This is a genomic window from Tenacibaculum sp. DPLXC6 (genome assembly GCF_056815515.1).
In genome coordinates this window covers 1335078-1352659 of record NZ_CP141806.1, presented here as the reverse complement: position 1 = coordinate 1352659, position 17582 = coordinate 1335078, and the positions used below count along the sequence as shown (strand labels likewise).

The following is a 17582-nucleotide window of genomic DNA, read 5'->3' as shown; positions in this document are numbered from 1 at the left end:
TAAGCTTTTTTATTCTAAACTAAATTGCTTGGTTTCTTTAAAAGGAGACAAGTCTATTTTTTCAACTTCAATTTTATATTCTTTCCAATCTTTATTAAAGAAAGCATTGGTTTTTTCTAGTGCTGGTTTTAATGCTTCTTTAAATTGAATAATTAATTGTTTTTCTGTAGAAGTTTGTTCGCCAAACCTACTATTTACATATCTGCTAGCTATTCCTAAACGTTGCGTAACATTCATTTCTGGATTTCGTGTAATACCCTGTCTTTTGTCTAATTTTCCTAAATAAACAGCTAAAAGTGTATCTATTTTCTGAACAATATTTTTAGAGTTTTTAATTGATTCTTTGTAAAGTTTTTTGTCTTTTTTAGATAGTTTTTGATTGAAATTATTTGCAATATTTTTACTCTCAACTAACTGTTTTACCACATCAGCTATAATTTTTTGTTGAGACTCTAAGTCTTTGGCTGTTGCATATTTTTGATCGATTGCGTTTTGAGAAATACGAAGTCTAGGATCAAACTTTACAGTAATATTTTTTTCTGATGTTTGGTTACCAAACGTAGCTTTTATTCTGTAAGTACCAGGTTTTACTTGTACACCTCTAGGTTCTCTTTTTTGTTTTCTGATTGTTCTTGAAGGTCGAGTAACACCTTTTTCACTCATAAACCAAACACCTTTGTGAATTCCATTTTCTTTAGGAGTTTTTCTTTTAATAGTTCGAATAAGTCTGTTACCATCAAAAACTTCAAATTTGATAGAGTCCCATTTCACAGTATTTTCATCCTCCTTTTTTAGTGGTTTCTTATTTTTTTCATCAGACTTTTTTACTGGTTTTGGTTTATTCACATAAAACTGAACCAAAGCACCACGACCTCTATTAGTTCCATTAAACATAGCATCAGCACCAAATCGGCTACCAGTGGGTTGTTGATATGCTGCTTGATATGCTGTTGGTGGTGTGAATAACTCAATATTTTTGGTAAGAATATTTTTGTCTTTAGCTAAAGCTCTTAATGGACGAATATCATCTAATACCCAAGCTGCTCTACCAAAAGTACCAATAACTAAATCGTGTTCTCTTGGGTGAATTACTAAATCTTTTACAGGAACAGTAGGGAAGCCCTCAGTCCACTTAGTCCATTTTTTTCCTGCGTTTAAAGAAATATATAAACCATCGTCAGTTCCTAAGAAAAGTAAATTTGATTCAATAGGGTCTTCAATAATACACTGTGTATAGCTTTTTACATCATTTTCATCAACAATACGTTCCCAAGTTGTTCCATAATCTTTAGTTCTGTAAGCATAAGGTTTATAGTTAAAACGACGATAATCGTTAGCAACTAGTAAAGCTTCTCCTTTATTTTTGTTAGATGCTTTTATTTGCGTAATCCAACTGTTTTCTGGTAATCCTTTTAGGTTTTTGGCAACATTTGTCCAAGTTGTACCTCCATTTTTAGTAATATGTACTTGTCCATCATCAGTAGCAGCCCACAACATATCTTTTTCAATAGGAGATGGCTCAATTACTAAAACAGTACAGTGGTTTTCTGCACCAGTAGCATCCATAGTTAATCCACCACTTTCAGATTGTTTGAGTTTACTTTTATCATTTGTAGTTAAGTCTGGAGAAATTACCTTCCATGTTAGCCCTTTATCGGTTGATTTGTGTACAAACTGGCTTCCAAAATATAGTGTAGAATTATCAAAAGGATCAATATTAATAGCAGCATTCCAATTGAAGCGTAGCTTTACTTTAGCATCAGGATGTGTTGGACGAACGGTATAGTTGTTACCTGTTTTGTAATCGTAGCGAGATACATATCCTTGTTGACTCATAGACCAGCCATAACGCGAGTCGTCCTTATCAGGAATAACATCAAAACCATCTCCAAAACTAATCTCTTGCCAATACGAATTTCGTATTCCTTGTGCTTTCCATACATAAGCGGGTCCTTTCCAAGAACCGTTATCTTGCATACCGCCATACACATTATATGGAAACTCATTATCTACATTAATATGATAAAATTGAGCTACAGGTAAATTACCAATAAAACGCCAAGTTTTACCACCGTCTTTGGTAACATTCATTCCTCCATCATTTCCATCAATCATAAATTTTCCGTTTTTAGGGTGAATCCACCAAGCGTGATGGTCTGGGTGAATACCGTTATCAACTCCATACGCAGGCATAAGTTGTTTAAAGTTCTTCCCACCATCAATAGAAACATTTACGTACGTAAAAACAGTATATAACTTATGTTCGTTTTGAGGATCTACATAAATTTCTGAATAGTAAAAAGGTCTATTTCCAATGCCTTTTTTATCATTAATTTTTTTCCAAGAAAAACCACCATCTTCACTTTTATATAAAGCATTTTTCTTTGCTTCAACAAGAGCATACACAGTATTTGGGTTCGAAGGAGCGATTGCTACGCCAATTCTACCTAGTTCGCCTTTAGGGAAGCCTTCTTTTTCGGTAATTTTCTTCCAGTTATCGCCACCGTCATGAGTAATGTATAAACCACTTCCTTCACCTCCAGATTTAAAAAACCAAGGATCTCTTTTGTGTTCCCACATAGCTGCTATTAGTTTATTAGGATTGGATGGATCCATAATTAAATCAGCAGCACCAGTTTTGTTATTGTTGAATAAAATTTGTTTCCAAGTTTTACCACCGTCGGTAGTTTTATATACACCACGTTCTTTATGTTCTCCCCAAGGAGATCCGATAGCGCCTACGTAAACAACATCCGGATTGTTTGGGTGTATAACTACACGATGTATGTGACGTGTTTTTTCTAATCCCATTGACTTCCATGATCTACCACCATCAAGAGACTTGAAAATTCCGTAACCACCATTTAAACTATTACGAGGATTTCCTTCACCAGTTCCTGCCCAAATTACACTAGGATTGGATTGTTGTATGGCTAAAGCACCAATAGAAGCAGTTACTTCTTTATCAAAAATAGGTTCCCATTTAATACCTCCTGAAGTAGATTTCCAAATACCTCCAGAAGCTGTCCCAACAAACATAATATCAGGGTTGGATTCTACAACATCAATGGCTGTTACACGTCCGCTCATTCCGCCTGGACCAATATTTCTTGGTTTCATGTTTTTGACTAAATCCATTGAAAATTCTTGAGAAAAAGCAGCACAAGAGAAGGTTATAAATAGGAGATAAAAAAGTTTTTTCATAATAGTTAGTTGCTTGTAATTTAAGTTTGTACAATGTACAAAATAGAAAACGCCCAATAAAATTGGACGTTTTTTTTAACAAGTTCTTAAGATTTGTTATTCTTCTTCTTTCTTTTTAGGCTCTCTTTTAGCTTCTTTAAGTGCTTGCATAAGCATCCATTCAATCTGCCCATTGGTAGATCGAAACTCATCTGAAGCCCATTTTTCAATGGCTTTTAACATATCTTCATTAATGCGGAGTGCAAAAGCTTTCTTTTTTGCCATGTTGTGTTTTATAATAGTGTTTTTTTGAAACGCTAAAATGGTTGCAAAAATACAATTTCAAATTTCTTTTAATTTACAGTAAAGACATTATAAAGGTTAAAATATATATTATTGTAATAGTTATTACTAGTATCATTATTAGTTGATTTTGTATTGATAGTTTTCTAATACATGTTTAGCTTCTTGTTCTTTTTTAGTTCCTATCAATAGTTTTTTGTTGTTTTTCAATTCTATTTGAATGCCAATGTTTCCAGAAATATTAATAGCTGTTCCTTTTCCTTTGTTCCAAAGAAAACCACCTTTTAATCCCCAGCCGCCATATTCGCTAATTGGCTCGTATTTTCTAACATGTATTTTATTAATTTCTGTCCAAGTAATTTTTCTCATTGAAAGATGAAATGGGAAAAACTGATAATGAATTCCAATTTCATCTATTCTAGTTGTTAATTTAAAGAAGAATATAAACGTAATAGATAAGGTGATACCAAGTAACGTTAATATAAACTCGGTTGAGCTCATAGTTGAATTTTCTTTCATGTACTCTTTTATAATAAGAGTTATAGGAAGAATTATACTTATTGTCATAAGAATAATTAACCATGATTGTGTAAACCGTTGTTCTTCTTTAAAAACTTTCATGTTATCGGTTTTTATCTCTTTCTAAAATAACTTCAATATTACCGTCACTTACTTGGTATGTACTAGCAACTCGCCAACCTTGTTTCGCATAATTGTTAATTTCATCTTCAAACTTTTGTCTTCCATTTGACCAACTAAACTTTCTATGTATAATTTTATATTCTTTCATTAGTAAGTAATCGTTTTTAATGATTTAAAGTTCCTGCATTTACTACTGGAGAAGCTTCTTTATCTCCACATAAAATAACCAATAAATTACTAACCATAGCAGCTTTGCGTTCTTCATCTAAATCAACAATCTCTTTTTTGTTTAATTCCTCCAAAGCCATATCAACCATGTCAACAGCACCTTGTACAATTTTATGACGAGCTGCAACGATGGCTGTAGCTTGTTGACGTTTTAACATAGCACTTGCAATTTCTTGTGCATAGGCTAAATAACCAATTCGTGCTTCTAAAACCTCAATTCCAGCAATAGCTAATCGTTCTTCTAACTCTTTTTCTAATGCTTCACTTACTTCGTTTACACTAGAGCGTAGTGTAATATCTTCTTCGTGTCCCTCATCAGCAAAATTGTCGTATGGATACATACTAGCTAGTTTTCGTACAGCAGCATCTGTTTGTACACGAACAAAATTCTCATAATTATCAACATCAAAAGCAGCCTTATAGGTTTCAGTAACTCTCCAAACCAGAATGGTGCTTATCATTACTGGGTTTCCTAGTTTGTCATTAACCTTTAAACGCTCACTATCAAAATTACTAGCCCTTAACGAAACAGTTTTCTTTTTATATAAAGGATTAGCCCAGTATAAACCATTTTGTTTTACAGTGCCTACATATTTACCAAAGAATAATAGAACTTTTGAAGAGTTAGGATTCACTAAAATGAAACCTAAAGCCAAAATAAATGCTAATACAGACATTAATATAAATATTGGGTTTTCGCTTTTTACTGCTAATGCGATTCCGCCAATAAAAAGAATAAGTACAATAAAAAACATTACGTACCCATTTGCTGGTTTGATGATTTTTTCTGCTTTCATGTTTGTTTTATTTAAAGTGATATTAAAATGATATCATAAAGATATGAATTAAATTTTGTTAAATCCAAATTTTTGATGATTATATTTTATAATTTAGCTTCCGATTATAATTTAAACCATTCATGAAGACAAAATTTTTAATAGTACTAGCTGCATTGTTAGTGAGTGTTTCGTCAATAGCTAACAATGAAGATGTTTGGGGACCAACAGGTCATAGAGCTACTGGAAAAATTGCAGAAAAATATTTGACAAAAAAAGCTAGAAAGAAAATTGAAAAATTACTACAAGGAGAGAGCTTAGCGTTTGTATCTACTTATGCAGATGAAATAAAGTCTGATAGAAAGAAGTATGGTAAGTTTTATACTTGGCACTATGTAAATATGCCATTAGATGCTCGTTACGAAGAAACAGAGAAAAATCCGAAAGGAGATATGATTACTGGTATAGAGCAATGTGTAAAAGTGTTAAAGGATGAAAATAGTTCAATTGAAGACAAACGTTTTTACTTAAAAATGTTAGTACACTTAGTAGGTGATTTACATCAACCTATGCATGTTGGACAAAAAGAAGATTTAGGAGGTAATAAAATTCAGGTTCAATGGCATGGAAAAGGATCTAACTTACATAGAGTTTGGGATGAAAACTTGATTAATAAGTGGGATATGAGTTATGTTGAGTTAGCTGATAATGCAAGAGATTTATCTAAAGAGCAAATCAAAGTAATTCAAAAAGGAACTGTTGTAGATTGGTTACATGATACACACAAGATTACTAAAGAGGTGTACAAGTCTGCTGAAGTAGGAGAAAACTTACGTTACCGTTATTCGTATGTTTATTTTCCTGTAGTTAGAGAACAGTTACAAAAAGGAGGTTTACGTTTAGCTAAATTACTGAATGAAATTTTTTGTTAGTAGAACAAATAAACGATAATAAGAAGAGCTCGGAAATTGTGTTTCCGAGCTTTTTTCTTGTTAATATTTAGTTAATTCTATCTTTTTAATGTGATAAACAGTTAATTTTGAGAGAAATCGTTTTAAAAATGTTTAGAAGTAAATTCTTACTAATAGTTATAGTAATTGCTCTTTTTAGTGGAAAAATAACTAAAGCTCAAGTTAAAACCACACCTAAAACAATTAACATAGCCACGTTAAATTACGAAGAGTTAAAACCGTTTTTACATAAGAATAATAATAAAACATATGTAGTTAATTTTTGGGCTACATGGTGTATGCCTTGTGTAAAAGAGTTACCTGCTTTTGAAAAACTTTATAAGAAATATAAAGATAAAGATGTTGAGGTTGTTTTGGTGAGTCTAGATTTTTCTAAACAAATAGAAACGAACCTTATACCATTTATAAAAAGAAAAAAACTACAATCTAAAATACTTCATTTTGAAGATTCAAATGAGCAATTTTGGATACCAGATATTGCAGAAAACTGGTCAGGTTCAATACCAGCTACGTTAATTTACAATTCCAATAAAAGAAAATTTTACGAACGAACTTTTAGCTATAAAGAGTTACAAAACGAATTACAAACCTTTTTAAACTAAATAATTATGAAGACATTTAAAATAATACTAATGTTATTGGTAGTTGCTACAATTTCAGCATTTACTAATGATACTTCTAGAGGCTATAAAATAGGGGATGAAGCTTCAGACTTTACATTAAAAAATATTGATGATACCATGGTTTCTTTGGCAGATTATAAAGATGCAAAAGGATTTATTGTTGTGTTTACATGTAATATGTGTCCGTATTCTGTAGCTAATGAAGATAGATTAATTGCTTTAGATAAAAAGTATAAACAAAAAGGATTTCCTGTAATAGCCATTAACCCTAACGATCCAGAAGTGTCAAAAGGAGATAGTTTTGAGGCAATGAAAGTACGTGCTAAAGAAAAAGGGTTTACATTCCCTTATTTGTTTGATGAAGGGCAGAAAGTGTATCCTAAATATGGAGCAACAAGAACACCTCATGTATATATTTTAAATAAAAAGAAAGACAAATTAATTGTAGAATATATAGGAGCTATTGACGATAATTCTCGTGATGAAAATAATGTAAAAGAACGTTTTGTTGAAAATGCGGTTGATGCTTTGTTGAAAGGAGAAAAGCCAACAAAAACTGATACCAGAGCAATAGGTTGCTCTATTAAGGATAAAAGAAACAGATAATTAAATAGATAAAGATTAAAAAATGATAAATCCCGCGGTTTATGCGGGATTTTGTTTATTAGTGCTATTTACTGCCTAATTTTATAATCAATCGTAAAATGAAACCAAGAAAATAATGAAGAAATTATTACTATCACTACTATTTATCAGTGCTACATTAACAGCTCAAACTGTAGATTTGAGTTATTATTTACCAAAAGGTATTTCATATAACCAAAATATTCCGACTCCAAAATCAGTTTTAGGACATGAAGTAGGAGAGTGGCATGTAACACATGATAAGTTGGTAGAGTATATGAAGGCGTTAGCCAAAGCTTCTGATAGAGTGATGCTTGAAAATAGAGGAACAACTTATGAAGGAAGACCTTTAGTATTGCTAACAATTACGTCCTCTAAAAATCATCAAAATTTAGAAGTAATAAGAGAAAATCATATAAAAGCAACAAACAATGCTTCTATAGATGTTTCTAATAGACCTATTGTGGTGTATCAAGGTTTTTCAATTCATGGAAACGAAGCAAGTGGTTCAAATGCAGCGTTGGCAGCAGCCTATTATTTAGCAGCAGCAGAAGGACAGAAAATAGAGGAGCTACTAAATAATTCAGTTATTCTTTTTGATCCTGCAATGAATCCTGACGGGTTACAACGTTTTGCATATTGGACAAATACAAACAAGGCAAATAATATCAATCCTGATCCGAATGATAGAGAATATCACGAAGTTTGGCCCGGAGGAAGAACAAATCACTATTGGTTTGATATGAACCGTGATTGGTTACCTGTGCAGTTACCTGAGAGTAGAGCACGAATTAAAACTTTTCACAAGTGGTTACCGAATATTCTAACTGACCATCATGAAATGGGAACGAATTCAACCTTCTTTTTCCAACCAGGAATTCCGAGCAGAACAAATCCGTTAACTCCAAAAATGAATCAAGAATTAACAAAAGAAATTGCTACGTATCATGCAAAAGCATTCGATAAAATAGGGTCAACATATTATTCAGAAGAAAGTTTTGATGATTTTTACTACGGAAAAGGATCAACTTTCCCAGATATTAATGGAGGTATCGGAATTTTGTTTGAACAAGGAAGCTCTCGTGGACATGCACAAGAAAGTGAAAACGGAATATTAACCTTTCCATTTACAATTCGAAATCAGTTTACAGCAGCATTGTCAACTTTGGAAGCTGCTAAAAATATGCGAAGTAAAATCTTACAGTATCAACAAGATTTTTATAAAAATTCAAGAAGCTCAGAAACAAACAAAGCGATAGTATTTGGTGATGAAAAAGACGCAACGAAAACAAATCACTTAGCTGAGGTTTTACAACGTCATCAAATTAAATTTCATGAGTTAAAAGAAGATTTTACATCGAATGGAAAACGCTTCAAAAATGGGTATAGCTATGTCGTGCCTATGAACCAAAAAAATCATCGATTGGTAAAAGCAATGTTTGATGTGCGAACTACATTTAAAGATAGCTTGTTTTATGACGTATCCGCTTGGACGTTCAATCATGCATTTGGAGTCGATTTTGCAGATAATGTATCATTGTCGAAAGCAGGAGTTGAGGTGACTAAATTGCAACCAAAACAAGGAACAATTCAACAAAAAAGTAGTGTGGGATATTTATTTCCTTGGAATGAATATAACACTCCTAAAGCTTTAAATGCGATTTTAGAAAAAGGATTACGAGCGAAAGTAGCGATGAAAAAATTTACAAATGATGGTAATTCATACGATTATGGAACCATTTTTATCTCTGCTCAAAATCAAGAGTTAAACGGAAATGAGTTGTTCGATTTCTTAGGAAAAATAGCCAATGAAAATCATCTTGAAATTAAAGGGGTATCTACAGGGTTGAATGAAGGAATTGATTTAGGAAGTAGAAATTTTGAAGCTGTAAAAAAACAAAAAGTAGCGATGTTGGTAGGAAATGGAGTAACAAGTTACGATGCAGGAGAAATTTGGCATTTGTTAGATCAACGCTACGATATGAAGTTAACAAAGTTAGATACACAGTACGCTACAAGAGTAAACCTTGATAAGTATACAACGATTATTGTTCCAAATAGTCGCTCTATTGATAAAAATTTAGTAGAGAAACTAAAAGTATGGGTGCGTAATGGAGGAGTGCTAATCGGATATAGAAATGCAGTAAATTGGTTATCTAGCAGAGGATTTGTTAATGTAAAGTTTAATAAAACTAAAATAGATTCTATAAAAGATGTGTCGTTTGAAAATCGTTCATTACAATCAGGAGCACAGGTAATTGGAGGAGCAATTTTTGAAGCAAAGATTGATCGTTCACATCCTATCAATTTTGGATATAAAAACGATAAGATAGCTTTGTTTAGAAATACAAAGCAATTTATACAAGCGGATGCGAAGAGTTATAACAACCCAATTCAGTACACCAAGAATCCTTTATTGAGTGGTTATATTTCAAAAGAGAACTTAAAAGAGTTGAAAAACACCGTTCCGTTTAAAGCAGGACGCCTAGGTAGTGGAAGGGTAATCGTTTTTACAGACAATACCAATTTCAGAGGTTTTTGGTTTGGAACCAATAAACTATTGATGAATGCTATTTTCTTTGGAAAGTTGATGTAGAAAGAAGCTTAAGTGTAACAAAATTCTAATTAACTCGTCTTTAAAGTATATTAACTAAAAAAGTACTATGAGTTTATTAAGAGTTTTATTAGCAATTTTTTTTCCACCCTTAGCAGTGATAGGTAAAGGTTGTGGGTCTATTTTAATAGTGTTTTTATTAACACTTTGCGGATGGGTTCCTGGAGTAATTGCTGCACTAATTATATTAAACAATCCAAATTAAACGATGTGTTGATTTGAGAATATGAATTAATTAAAAACGCCATTTTGAGTTTATCAAAATGGCGTTTTCTATTTTTTATCTTCTAAGTTTTTCTATTCAAGAACCTCTTCAATAATTTTTCCAGAACATCCGTTAGGGAATTCTATCTGTAATAAATTAGAGATGGTAGGAGCTATATCTACAATTTCATATTTCTTTTTAGAAACACCGTGTTTAATTCCGTTTCCATAGAAAATCATAGGAATATGCGTGTCGTATGAGTACCCAGAACCGTGAGTGGTTCCTTTTCTAGAGCTACTTGCAATAGTTGATGGATTAGGCACTAAAATAACATCACCAGAAAGCTTTTGATTATAACCTTTTTGTAATACATGTAAAACTCCGTTTGTAAAAGTAGTAGTCTGCATGGTTCTAGCAGTTACCGATTTATAAATCTTTTTATGATTAATAGCTTCATCCGCTATGGTTTGTGCTACGTTTTCATAGTTAAGGTTTAACTCTCTAATCTTATCTTTATTTAAGAAAACTTGGAAGTTAGAAACATTTTCAATGATTTCGTCAGATTTAAAATGCTTTAAGGTAATTTCATTTAAAAAGTTTTTAAAAGCAACAGGCTTTACATAACCAGCAGGTATTTTTAAAGATTCTAAGTATGAAGGAACTTGTACAGCAGCATGATCAGCTGTTAGGAATAAGGTATAATTCCCTTTTCCAACCTTTGTGTCTAAAAACTTAAATAATTCTGCTAAATCTTGATCTAAACGTAAATAAGTGTCTTCAATTTCTTTAGAAGCAACTCCAAATTGATGTCCAACATAATCAGTTGAAGAATAGCTAACCGCTAAAAAGTCGGTATATGCTGATTTTCCTAAGTTTTCACCAACAATAGCTGCTTTAGCAAAATCGGTTGTGATAGAGTTACCAGCAGGAATCCCTTTTATAATGCTATAGTTGTTATTACTCTTTCTTAACGTTGGAATGTCGTGTGGAAAAACTGGCTTTTCTTCCCCTTTAAAAGTAGCTTCAAAATTATTATCATCTTCTATACTTTGTTTGTAGGTAGTAATATCATATAAAGTTTCCCAAGGCTTACTTAAGTATTCGTCTGCTTTTCCAGAAGCATTAAATTCTTGTACCCAATTAGGTAATTCATTTAAATAAAAAGAAGAAGAAATCCACTGTCCTTTATCACCACCATCAAACCAATATGCAGCATTAGCTGTATGTCCTGCAGGTAAAATAGCAGAACGATCTTTTATAGCAACACCAATAGTTTTACCATTCATGTTTTGAGCTAACTTTAATTGATCAGTCATAGTTGTAGTAAACATTCTGTAAGGAGATTTTTTACCTCCTTCACCATCGTTACCAACTGTGTTGTAGTTATTATCATCAACACAATAAATAGTTTTCTTTAAATACTTATCGTACCAATGATTGCTAATAATACCGTGGTTAGTAGGAGTTGTTCCTGTATATATAGAAGTATGTCCTACAGCTGTATAGGTAGGAATGTAATTGTAGTGTGCGTTTTCTAAAGAGTACCCCTCTCTAAGCAAACGTTTAAAACCTTCATTTCCATATCTATCAGCAAAACGAGTAAGGTAATCGTAACGCATTTGGTCAATAACAACACCAACTACAAGTTTTGGTTTTTGAGTATTTGTTTTTTTGTTAACAGAGCAGCTTGTTAAACATATTATAGCTGCTAAAAAAGCTATTTTTCTCATTTTGTTTTTTGAAAATTAAAACTCAAAGGTACACAAAAAGCAAGCTAAAACTTGTAAATAAGGCGATGAGTTAATGGTTTTTTAATACTTTAGCAAAAAAGAAAATATATTTCATTTAATGAATTACATTGAGCATATAGGTAAATACTTTTCAATGCTAAAACAGGTTTTTTCAAAACCTCAGAGGGCAAGAGTATTTCGTGAAGCTTTGTTTAGAGAAATAGATGAGTTAGGGCATAAATCCATTGGAATTATAGCTTTTATCTCATTTTTTATTGGAGGAGTAATCGCTCTACAAACTGCGTTGAATTTAGAAAGTCCGTTTATACCAAAATCGTTGATTGGTTTTGCAGCAAAACGATCAGTAATTTTAGAGTTTGCACCTACATTTTGTTCTATTATCTTAGCAGGTAAAGTAGGGTCTTATATTACTTCAAGTATAGGAACAATGCGTGTAACTGAGCAAATAGATGCCCTAGAAGTAATGGGGATTAACTCACTAAATTATTTGGTATTGCCAAAAATAATAGCAACTGTTTTCTTTTATCCTTTTTTAATAATCTTAGGAATGTTTTTAGGAATTTTTGGCGGATGGGTAGCAGGAGTTTTATCTGGTTTGTTTTCAGGAGCAGATTATATTGCAGGAGTTCAATTAGATTTTGATCCGTTCCTTATAACCTATGCGTTGATAAAAACAGTAGTTTTTGCCTTTTTAATTGCTACAGTACCATCATATCATGGGTACTATGTTAAAGGAGGCTCATTAGAGGTTGGAAAAGCAAGTACACAATCGGTTGTTTGGACAACAGTACTTATAGTAATCGCCAACTATTTCTTAACTCAAATGTTATTAACCTAATGATAGAAGTAAATAATTTACATAAAGGATTTAATGGTGTTGAGATTTTAAAAGGAATTACAACCTCATTTAAACCAGGAGAAACAAGTTTGATAATTGGTCAGAGTGGTTCTGGAAAAACAGTGTTTTTAAAATCGTTAATTGGTTTACATACACCAGAAGAAGGAACGATTGTTTATGATGGATTAGCTAATGTTGATATGACCTTAGAGGATAAACGTCAATTTCGTCAAGAATTAGGAATGGTATTCCAAGGAAGTGCTTTGTTCGATTCGCAAACAGTGGAAGAAAATGTAATGTTTCCTTTAAAGATGTTTACAAAGCAACCTGAAAGTGAAATGTTAGATAGAGTAAACTTTGTGTTGAACCGTGTAAACTTAGAGAACTCGAATAAAAAGTTTCCAGCAGAATTATCAGGAGGGATGCAAAAACGTGTAGCAATTGCGCGTGCGATTGTAATGAACCCTAAATATTTATTTTGTGATGAACCAAATTCTGGATTAGACCCTCAAACATCTATTGTTATAGATAACCTAATTCAAGAAATTACGGATGAATATAAAATTACCACAGTAATAAATACACACGATATGAATTCGGTGATGGAAATAGGAGATAAAATTGTTTTTCTTAAAAATGGAGTAAAAGCATGGGAGGGATCTCACAAAGAAATCTTCAAAACAGATAACGAAGCAGTGGTAGATTTTGTGTATTCATCTAATTTATTTAAAAAAGTTAGAAAAGCATACTTAAATGATCTTTAGGTAACTTTCTGTTAATTAATAGGTAACAAAAAACATTAAAAATTTTTCAAAAAAACTTCTAAAAAATGTTTGTGGGAACAATAAAAGCTTCTATATTTGCACCCGCAAACGCAGAAAAGCAAAAGCAAAAAAATGACCGGGTAGCTCAGTTGGTAGAGCATCTCCCTTTTAAGGAGAGGGTCCTGGGTTCGAGCCCCAGCCCGGTCACTAGTAAAGCTTCTCGATTTTACTGAGAAGCTTTTTTTAAAAGCTTTGGGGAGATTCCAGAGCGGCCAAATGGGACGGACTGTAACTCCGTTGTCTTACGACTTCGCAGGTTCGAATCCTGCTCTCCCCACGAAAACTCAATCATAACGATTGAGTTTTTTTGTTATTATAATAATTTTGTTTAATGTTTTTTGTTTTTAATTAAACAAAATATGTATTTTTGTTAGATACTAAATATTTTGATATGAGAAAAGTGTTGATACTCTTTGTTTTACTTCAGTCGTTTACTGGAATGTCTCAAAATGAAGGAGTAATTTCAGGAAAAGTTGTTGATTCTAAAACAAGAGAAGTACTTCCTTTTGTTAATGTTTTGGTATATGGAACAAAAATAGGAGCAGTTTCAAGTGAAAAAGGAGAGTTTGTATTGAAAAATGTTCCTTTGGGGTATAATAAAATACAGGCTTCGTTTGTCGGCTATAAGACGTTGATTTCTGATGAGTATTTAGTTACTAAAGATAATTCGCCATATATAACCTTAGAGTTGATTGAAGATGCAACACAGTTAAAAGAAGTTCAAATACAAGCACCATTATTTAAAGAATCTGTAGATAGCCCATTATCACTTCAAAGTTTAGGAATAGCTGAAATAGAAAAGAACCCAGGAGGGAATAGAGATGTCTTAAAGGTTATTCAATCTTTTCCTGGAGTAGCCTCCAATCCTGGATTTAGAAATGATATTATTATTAGAGGAGGAGCAACTTCTGAGAATAAGTTTTATTTAGATGGAATTGAAGTTCCTGTAATAAATCACTTTCAAACCCAAGGAGCAACTGGTGGACCAGTAGGAATTATGAATGCAGATTTAATTCGTAAGGTAGATTTTTATTCAAGTGCTTTTCCAGCAAACAGAGGTAACTCTTTGAGTTCTGTTATAGAGTTTACTCAAAAAAGAGGAAATCCAAATTCACTAAACACAAGAGCAACTATTGGAACTTCAGATGCAGGAATAACCTTAGATGGTCCATTAGGAAAGAATACGACTTTTATGTTTTCTGCACGTCAATCGTATTTACAGTTTTTATTTAAGTTGATAAAACTTCCTTTTTTACCAACATACAGCGATTTTCAAGTAAATGTTAAATCACAATTATCAAAAAACAGTGAATTATCAATAGTTGCTTTGGGAGCTATTGATGATTTTGAAATAAATAAAGAGGTAAATGATGGTGAAACAGATTTAGAAACGATAAAGAGAAATAAAGTTATTTTAAACTCTGTTCCTGTAAATAGTCAATGGAATTATACGGTAGGTGCCAGTTATAAGTATTTTGCACCAAACTCAACACATTTAGTTGTGCTTAGTCGAAATGAGTGGAAAAACAAGGCAGTAAAGTACTTTTTAAATGAAGAAATACCAGCAAACTTACTGTTAGATTATTCATCAAAAGAAATAGAGAATAAGTTACGATATGAAAACAGTTTTGAAAGTGACAATAAGATTGATTTTAATCTAGGTTTTAATTTGGAAACTGCAAGATATACGAATAGTAATTATCAGAAAAATGCCAATTCAGATGGAGTAACCATCTACGATTTTAATTCAGCGATTGATTTTGTTAAATATGGAGTTTTTGGACAAGTTTCAAAAAGATATTTAGATGAAAAGTTAGGATTTTCTTTTGGCTTTAGAATCGACGGAATTGACTACAACTCAGAAATGAAAAACCCGTTCAATCAATTTTCACCAAGATTGTCGTTGAGCTATGATTTGTCTGAAAAATGGATGATAAGCTCTTCCGTAGGACGCTATTATCAATTACCGTCTTATACAGTATTAGGATATAAAAACGATATAGGCGAATTTGAGAACAAAAATGGATTGAAGTATATACAATCAGATCATTTTGTAAGTGGATTAAGTTACAAGCCTAATACAAGCTCAAAAATAACTTTTGAAGGGTTTTATAAAGGATATAAAGACTATCCGTTTTCGCTAAGAAATCAAATAAGCTTAGCAAACCTAGGTGCTGATTTTGGCATTATAGGAAATGAAGCAGTGAGTTCAACATCTGAAGGTCGAGCGTATGGATTTGAGTTATTGGCACAGAAAAAATCATATAGCGGACTGTATGGAATAGCATCGTATACTTTTGTAAGAAGTGAGTTTAAAGATGCACAAGGTGGATATATTCCTTCAACATGGGATAATAAACACTTGTTAACAATTACAGCAGGAAAAAAATTAAACAGAAACTGGGAAATAGGAACTAAGTTTCGATTAGTTGGTGGTAAACCTTATACACCATACGATTTAGATGCTTCTTCTTTAAAAGATAATTATGATGTGCAAAACGGCGGAATTTTAGATTATACCAAACTTAACACAGAAAGATTAGATACGTATACACAACTAGATATACGTGTAGATAAAACTTGGTTCTTAAAAAAAGCGGCTATAAACTTATATTTAGATGTTCAAAATATATATGCTAGTAGCTCTAAACAGCAACCATTTTTATTGCCTATTGAAGAAGGGAATGGAAGAGTAACTGATCCTAATGATAGTTCAAGGTATTTGTTAGAAGAAATAGAAAGTACAACAGGAAGAGCTTTACCACGTATTGGCGTTATAGTAGATTTTTAACACTTTTGAAGTTTAATAATCTTTTAAAAAGAGTAAATTGCTTGCTTAAATTATCATAAGATTTTTAAACATGAAAAAAATTCTATTAGGAGCGGCATTCACTTTTTTAAGTATAACTTCAACTTCAGCACAAAAGTATCAGTTTTCAACAGTAAAAGATATTGAAGATACAGAAGTTAAAAGTCAAGGAAGAACAGGAACATGTTGGAGTTTTTCTACAACCTCTTTTTTAGAATCAGAAATTATCCGATTAACAGGTAAAAACATTGATTTATCAGAAATGTATACGGTTCGTAATACCTATTCAGATAAAGCAAATAATTACTTATACCGCCAAGGAAAAGCACAATTTAGCGAAGGAGGTTTAGCACATGATGTAATTAATTCAGTAGAAAAATACGGATTAGTACCTGAGCAAGTTTTTACTGGTTTAGATCTTGGGCAAGACAGACATAATCACGCTGAAATGATTGCGGTGTTAAAATCGATGTTAGATGCTTACATTAAAAACCCAGCAGGAGAATTAAGTCCAAAATGGAAGCAATCGGTAGAAAGTGTTTTAGATGTGTATTTAGGAAAAAATAAAGAAGAGTTTACTTTCGAAGGAAAAAAATATACTCCTAAATCGTTTGCAGAATATGTAAAAATAGATCCTTCAAACTATGTAACGATTAGTTCTTTTGAGCATGCAAAAAAATACGATCAGTTCATTTTAAACATTCCTGATAATTTTTCAAATGGAGCATTTTATAATGTTTCTTTAGATGAATTAGTAGCTGTAACAGAAGAAGCTATTAAAAAAGGATATACAGTAGAGTTAGACTGTGATGTTTCAGAAAAAACATTTTCATCAAAAAGTGGAGTTGCTGTAATTCCTGCGAGTAGTACAGAAAATAAAAAAGCGTTGACAGAAATTGTAGAAGAAAAAACAATTACACCAAGTTTACGTCAAACAGAATTTGAAAATTTTAACACAACCGATGATCACTTAATGCATATTGTAGGTTTGGTAAAAGACCAAAAAGGAAACACCTATTTTAAAGTAAAGAATTCTTGGGGTAAAAATCAAGGAAATCAGGGGTATGTGTATATGTCAGTTCCTTACTTTAAATTAAAAACAATATCTGTTTTATTACATAAAGATGGAATTTCACCAAAATTGAAAAGTAAACTAGATATTAAATAAGAAAAAACTTTTTAAGAGTATAT

Annotated in this window: 15 protein-coding genes and 2 tRNA genes; 11 read left to right on the top strand and 6 right to left on the bottom strand. The window is 32.0% G+C overall.

From position 1 onward, the window contains the following. Positions 1 to 9: 9 nt before the first annotated feature. From VCM48_RS06025 to VCM48_RS06005, 5 genes are all read right to left on the bottom strand, one after another. Positions 10 to 3204 (bottom strand): VPS10 domain-containing protein, encoded by a 3195-nt coding sequence (locus VCM48_RS06025; RefSeq protein ID WP_482271987.1) that lies wholly within the window; start codon positions 3202 to 3204, stop codon positions 10 to 12. A gap of 96 nt (positions 3205 to 3300) precedes the next feature. After that, entirely contained in the window at positions 3301 to 3468 is a 168-nt protein-coding gene (locus VCM48_RS06020; protein WP_081728321.1) for a type II toxin-antitoxin system antitoxin, read from the bottom strand. A gap of 138 nt (positions 3469 to 3606) precedes the next feature. Beyond that, positions 3607 to 4107: a hypothetical protein gene (locus VCM48_RS06015; protein WP_482271986.1), complete on the bottom strand. Its 501-nt coding sequence runs from the start codon at positions 4105 to 4107 to the stop codon at positions 3607 to 3609. 1 nt (position 4108) lies between these two features. Then, positions 4109 to 4276 (bottom strand): DUF4177 domain-containing protein, encoded by a 168-nt coding sequence (locus tag VCM48_RS06010; protein ID WP_121148363.1) that lies wholly within the window; start codon positions 4274 to 4276, stop codon positions 4109 to 4111. A 16-nt stretch (positions 4277 to 4292) separates the two neighbouring features. Further along, entirely contained in the window at positions 4293 to 5153 is an 861-nt protein-coding gene (locus VCM48_RS06005; RefSeq protein WP_273694828.1) for an SPFH domain-containing protein, read from the bottom strand. Positions 5154 to 5275: 122 nt separating this feature from the next. On the opposite strand from VCM48_RS06005, the gene VCM48_RS06000 reads away from it, so the two are divergent. From VCM48_RS06000 to VCM48_RS05980, 5 genes are all read left to right on the top strand, one after another. Next, the gene (locus VCM48_RS06000; RefSeq protein WP_482271985.1) at positions 5276 to 6064 is read left to right on the top strand and encodes a S1/P1 nuclease; all 789 of its coding nucleotides are present in this window, start codon (positions 5276 to 5278) and stop codon (positions 6062 to 6064) included. Between the two features lie 128 nt (positions 6065 to 6192). Beyond that, positions 6193 to 6705 (top strand): TlpA family protein disulfide reductase, encoded by a 513-nt coding sequence (locus tag VCM48_RS05995; protein WP_482271984.1) that lies wholly within the window; start codon positions 6193 to 6195, stop codon positions 6703 to 6705. Between the two features lie 6 nt (positions 6706 to 6711). Beyond that, positions 6712 to 7332, top strand: coding sequence for a thioredoxin family protein (locus VCM48_RS05990; RefSeq protein WP_482271983.1), 621 nt, complete (start codon positions 6712 to 6714; stop codon positions 7330 to 7332). Positions 7333 to 7447: 115 nt separating this feature from the next. Next, on the top strand, positions 7448 to 9946 hold the full coding sequence (locus tag VCM48_RS05985) for a M14 family metallopeptidase (protein WP_482271982.1): 2499 nt from the start codon (positions 7448 to 7450) through the stop codon (positions 9944 to 9946). 67 nt (positions 9947 to 10013) lie between these two features. Then, on the top strand, positions 10014 to 10169 hold the full coding sequence (locus VCM48_RS05980) for a YqaE/Pmp3 family membrane protein (RefSeq protein ID WP_081728322.1): 156 nt from the start codon (positions 10014 to 10016) through the stop codon (positions 10167 to 10169). Between the two features lie 92 nt (positions 10170 to 10261). On the opposite strand, the gene pafA is transcribed toward VCM48_RS05980, so the two are convergent. Next, on the bottom strand, positions 10262 to 11899 hold the full coding sequence (gene pafA, locus VCM48_RS05975) for an alkaline phosphatase PafA (RefSeq protein WP_482271981.1): 1638 nt from the start codon (positions 11897 to 11899) through the stop codon (positions 10262 to 10264). 118 nt (positions 11900 to 12017) lie between these two features. Between pafA and VCM48_RS05970 the strand changes: the two genes are divergently transcribed. From VCM48_RS05970 to VCM48_RS05945, 6 genes are all read left to right on the top strand, one after another. Further along, positions 12018 to 12758, top strand: coding sequence for an MlaE family ABC transporter permease (locus tag VCM48_RS05970; RefSeq protein WP_274640301.1), 741 nt, complete (start codon positions 12018 to 12020; stop codon positions 12756 to 12758). Continuing rightward, positions 12758 to 13522: an ABC transporter ATP-binding protein gene (locus VCM48_RS05965; RefSeq protein ID WP_028892908.1), complete on the top strand. Its 765-nt coding sequence runs from the start codon at positions 12758 to 12760 to the stop codon at positions 13520 to 13522. The genes VCM48_RS05970 and VCM48_RS05965 overlap by 1 nt, the downstream gene beginning before the upstream one ends. 134 nt (positions 13523 to 13656) lie before the next feature. Next, positions 13657 to 13729: transfer RNA gene (locus tag VCM48_RS05960), tRNA-Lys, on the top strand. A 47-nt stretch (positions 13730 to 13776) separates the two neighbouring features. Further along, positions 13777 to 13859, top strand: a tRNA-Tyr gene (locus VCM48_RS05955). Positions 13860 to 13973: 114 nt separating this feature from the next. Next, positions 13974 to 16373 (top strand): TonB-dependent receptor, encoded by a 2400-nt coding sequence (locus VCM48_RS05950; protein ID WP_482271980.1) that lies wholly within the window; start codon positions 13974 to 13976, stop codon positions 16371 to 16373. 70 nt (positions 16374 to 16443) lie between these two features. Then, positions 16444 to 17559 carry a C1 family peptidase gene (locus VCM48_RS05945; RefSeq protein WP_482271979.1) on the top strand — a complete coding sequence of 372 codons (1116 nt, stop codon included), beginning with the start codon at positions 16444 to 16446 and terminating at the stop codon, positions 17557 to 17559. The last annotated feature ends 23 nt before the right edge of the window (positions 17560 to 17582 follow it).

Bases quoted from the DNA above. Each gene is read 5' to 3' on its own strand.
- VCM48_RS06020 (WP_081728321.1), bottom strand. From the start codon at position 3,468: ATGGCAAAAAAGAAAGCTTTTGCACTCCGCATTAATGAAGATATGTTA.
- VCM48_RS05980 (WP_081728322.1), top strand. From the start codon at position 10,014: ATGAGTTTATTAAGAGTTTTATTAGCAATTTTTTTTCCACCCTTAGCA.
- VCM48_RS05995 (WP_482271984.1), top strand. From the start codon at position 6,193: ATGTTTAGAAGTAAATTCTTACTAATAGTTATAGTAATTGCTCTTTTT.
- VCM48_RS05970 (WP_274640301.1), top strand. From the start codon at position 12,018: ATGAATTACATTGAGCATATAGGTAAATACTTTTCAATGCTAAAACAG.
- VCM48_RS06005 (WP_273694828.1), bottom strand. From the start codon at position 5,153: ATGAAAGCAGAAAAAATCATCAAACCAGCAAATGGGTACGTAATGTTT.
- VCM48_RS05945 (WP_482271979.1), top strand. From the start codon at position 16,444: ATGAAAAAAATTCTATTAGGAGCGGCATTCACTTTTTTAAGTATAACT.
- VCM48_RS06015 (WP_482271986.1), bottom strand. From the start codon at position 4,107: ATGAAAGTTTTTAAAGAAGAACAACGGTTTACACAATCATGGTTAATT.
- VCM48_RS05965 (WP_028892908.1), top strand. From the start codon at position 12,758: ATGATAGAAGTAAATAATTTACATAAAGGATTTAATGGTGTTGAGATT.
- VCM48_RS06010 (WP_121148363.1), bottom strand. From the start codon at position 4,276: ATGAAAGAATATAAAATTATACATAGAAAGTTTAGTTGGTCAAATGGA.
- VCM48_RS06000 (WP_482271985.1), top strand. From the start codon at position 5,276: ATGAAGACAAAATTTTTAATAGTACTAGCTGCATTGTTAGTGAGTGTT.
- VCM48_RS06025 (WP_482271987.1), bottom strand. From the start codon at position 3,204: ATGAAAAAACTTTTTTATCTCCTATTTATAACCTTCTCTTGTGCTGCT.
- VCM48_RS05990 (WP_482271983.1), top strand. From the start codon at position 6,712: ATGAAGACATTTAAAATAATACTAATGTTATTGGTAGTTGCTACAATT.
- VCM48_RS05950 (WP_482271980.1), top strand. From the start codon at position 13,974: ATGAGAAAAGTGTTGATACTCTTTGTTTTACTTCAGTCGTTTACTGGA.
- VCM48_RS05985 (WP_482271982.1), top strand. From the start codon at position 7,448: ATGAAGAAATTATTACTATCACTACTATTTATCAGTGCTACATTAACA.
- pafA (WP_482271981.1), bottom strand. From the start codon at position 11,899: ATGAGAAAAATAGCTTTTTTAGCAGCTATAATATGTTTAACAAGCTGC.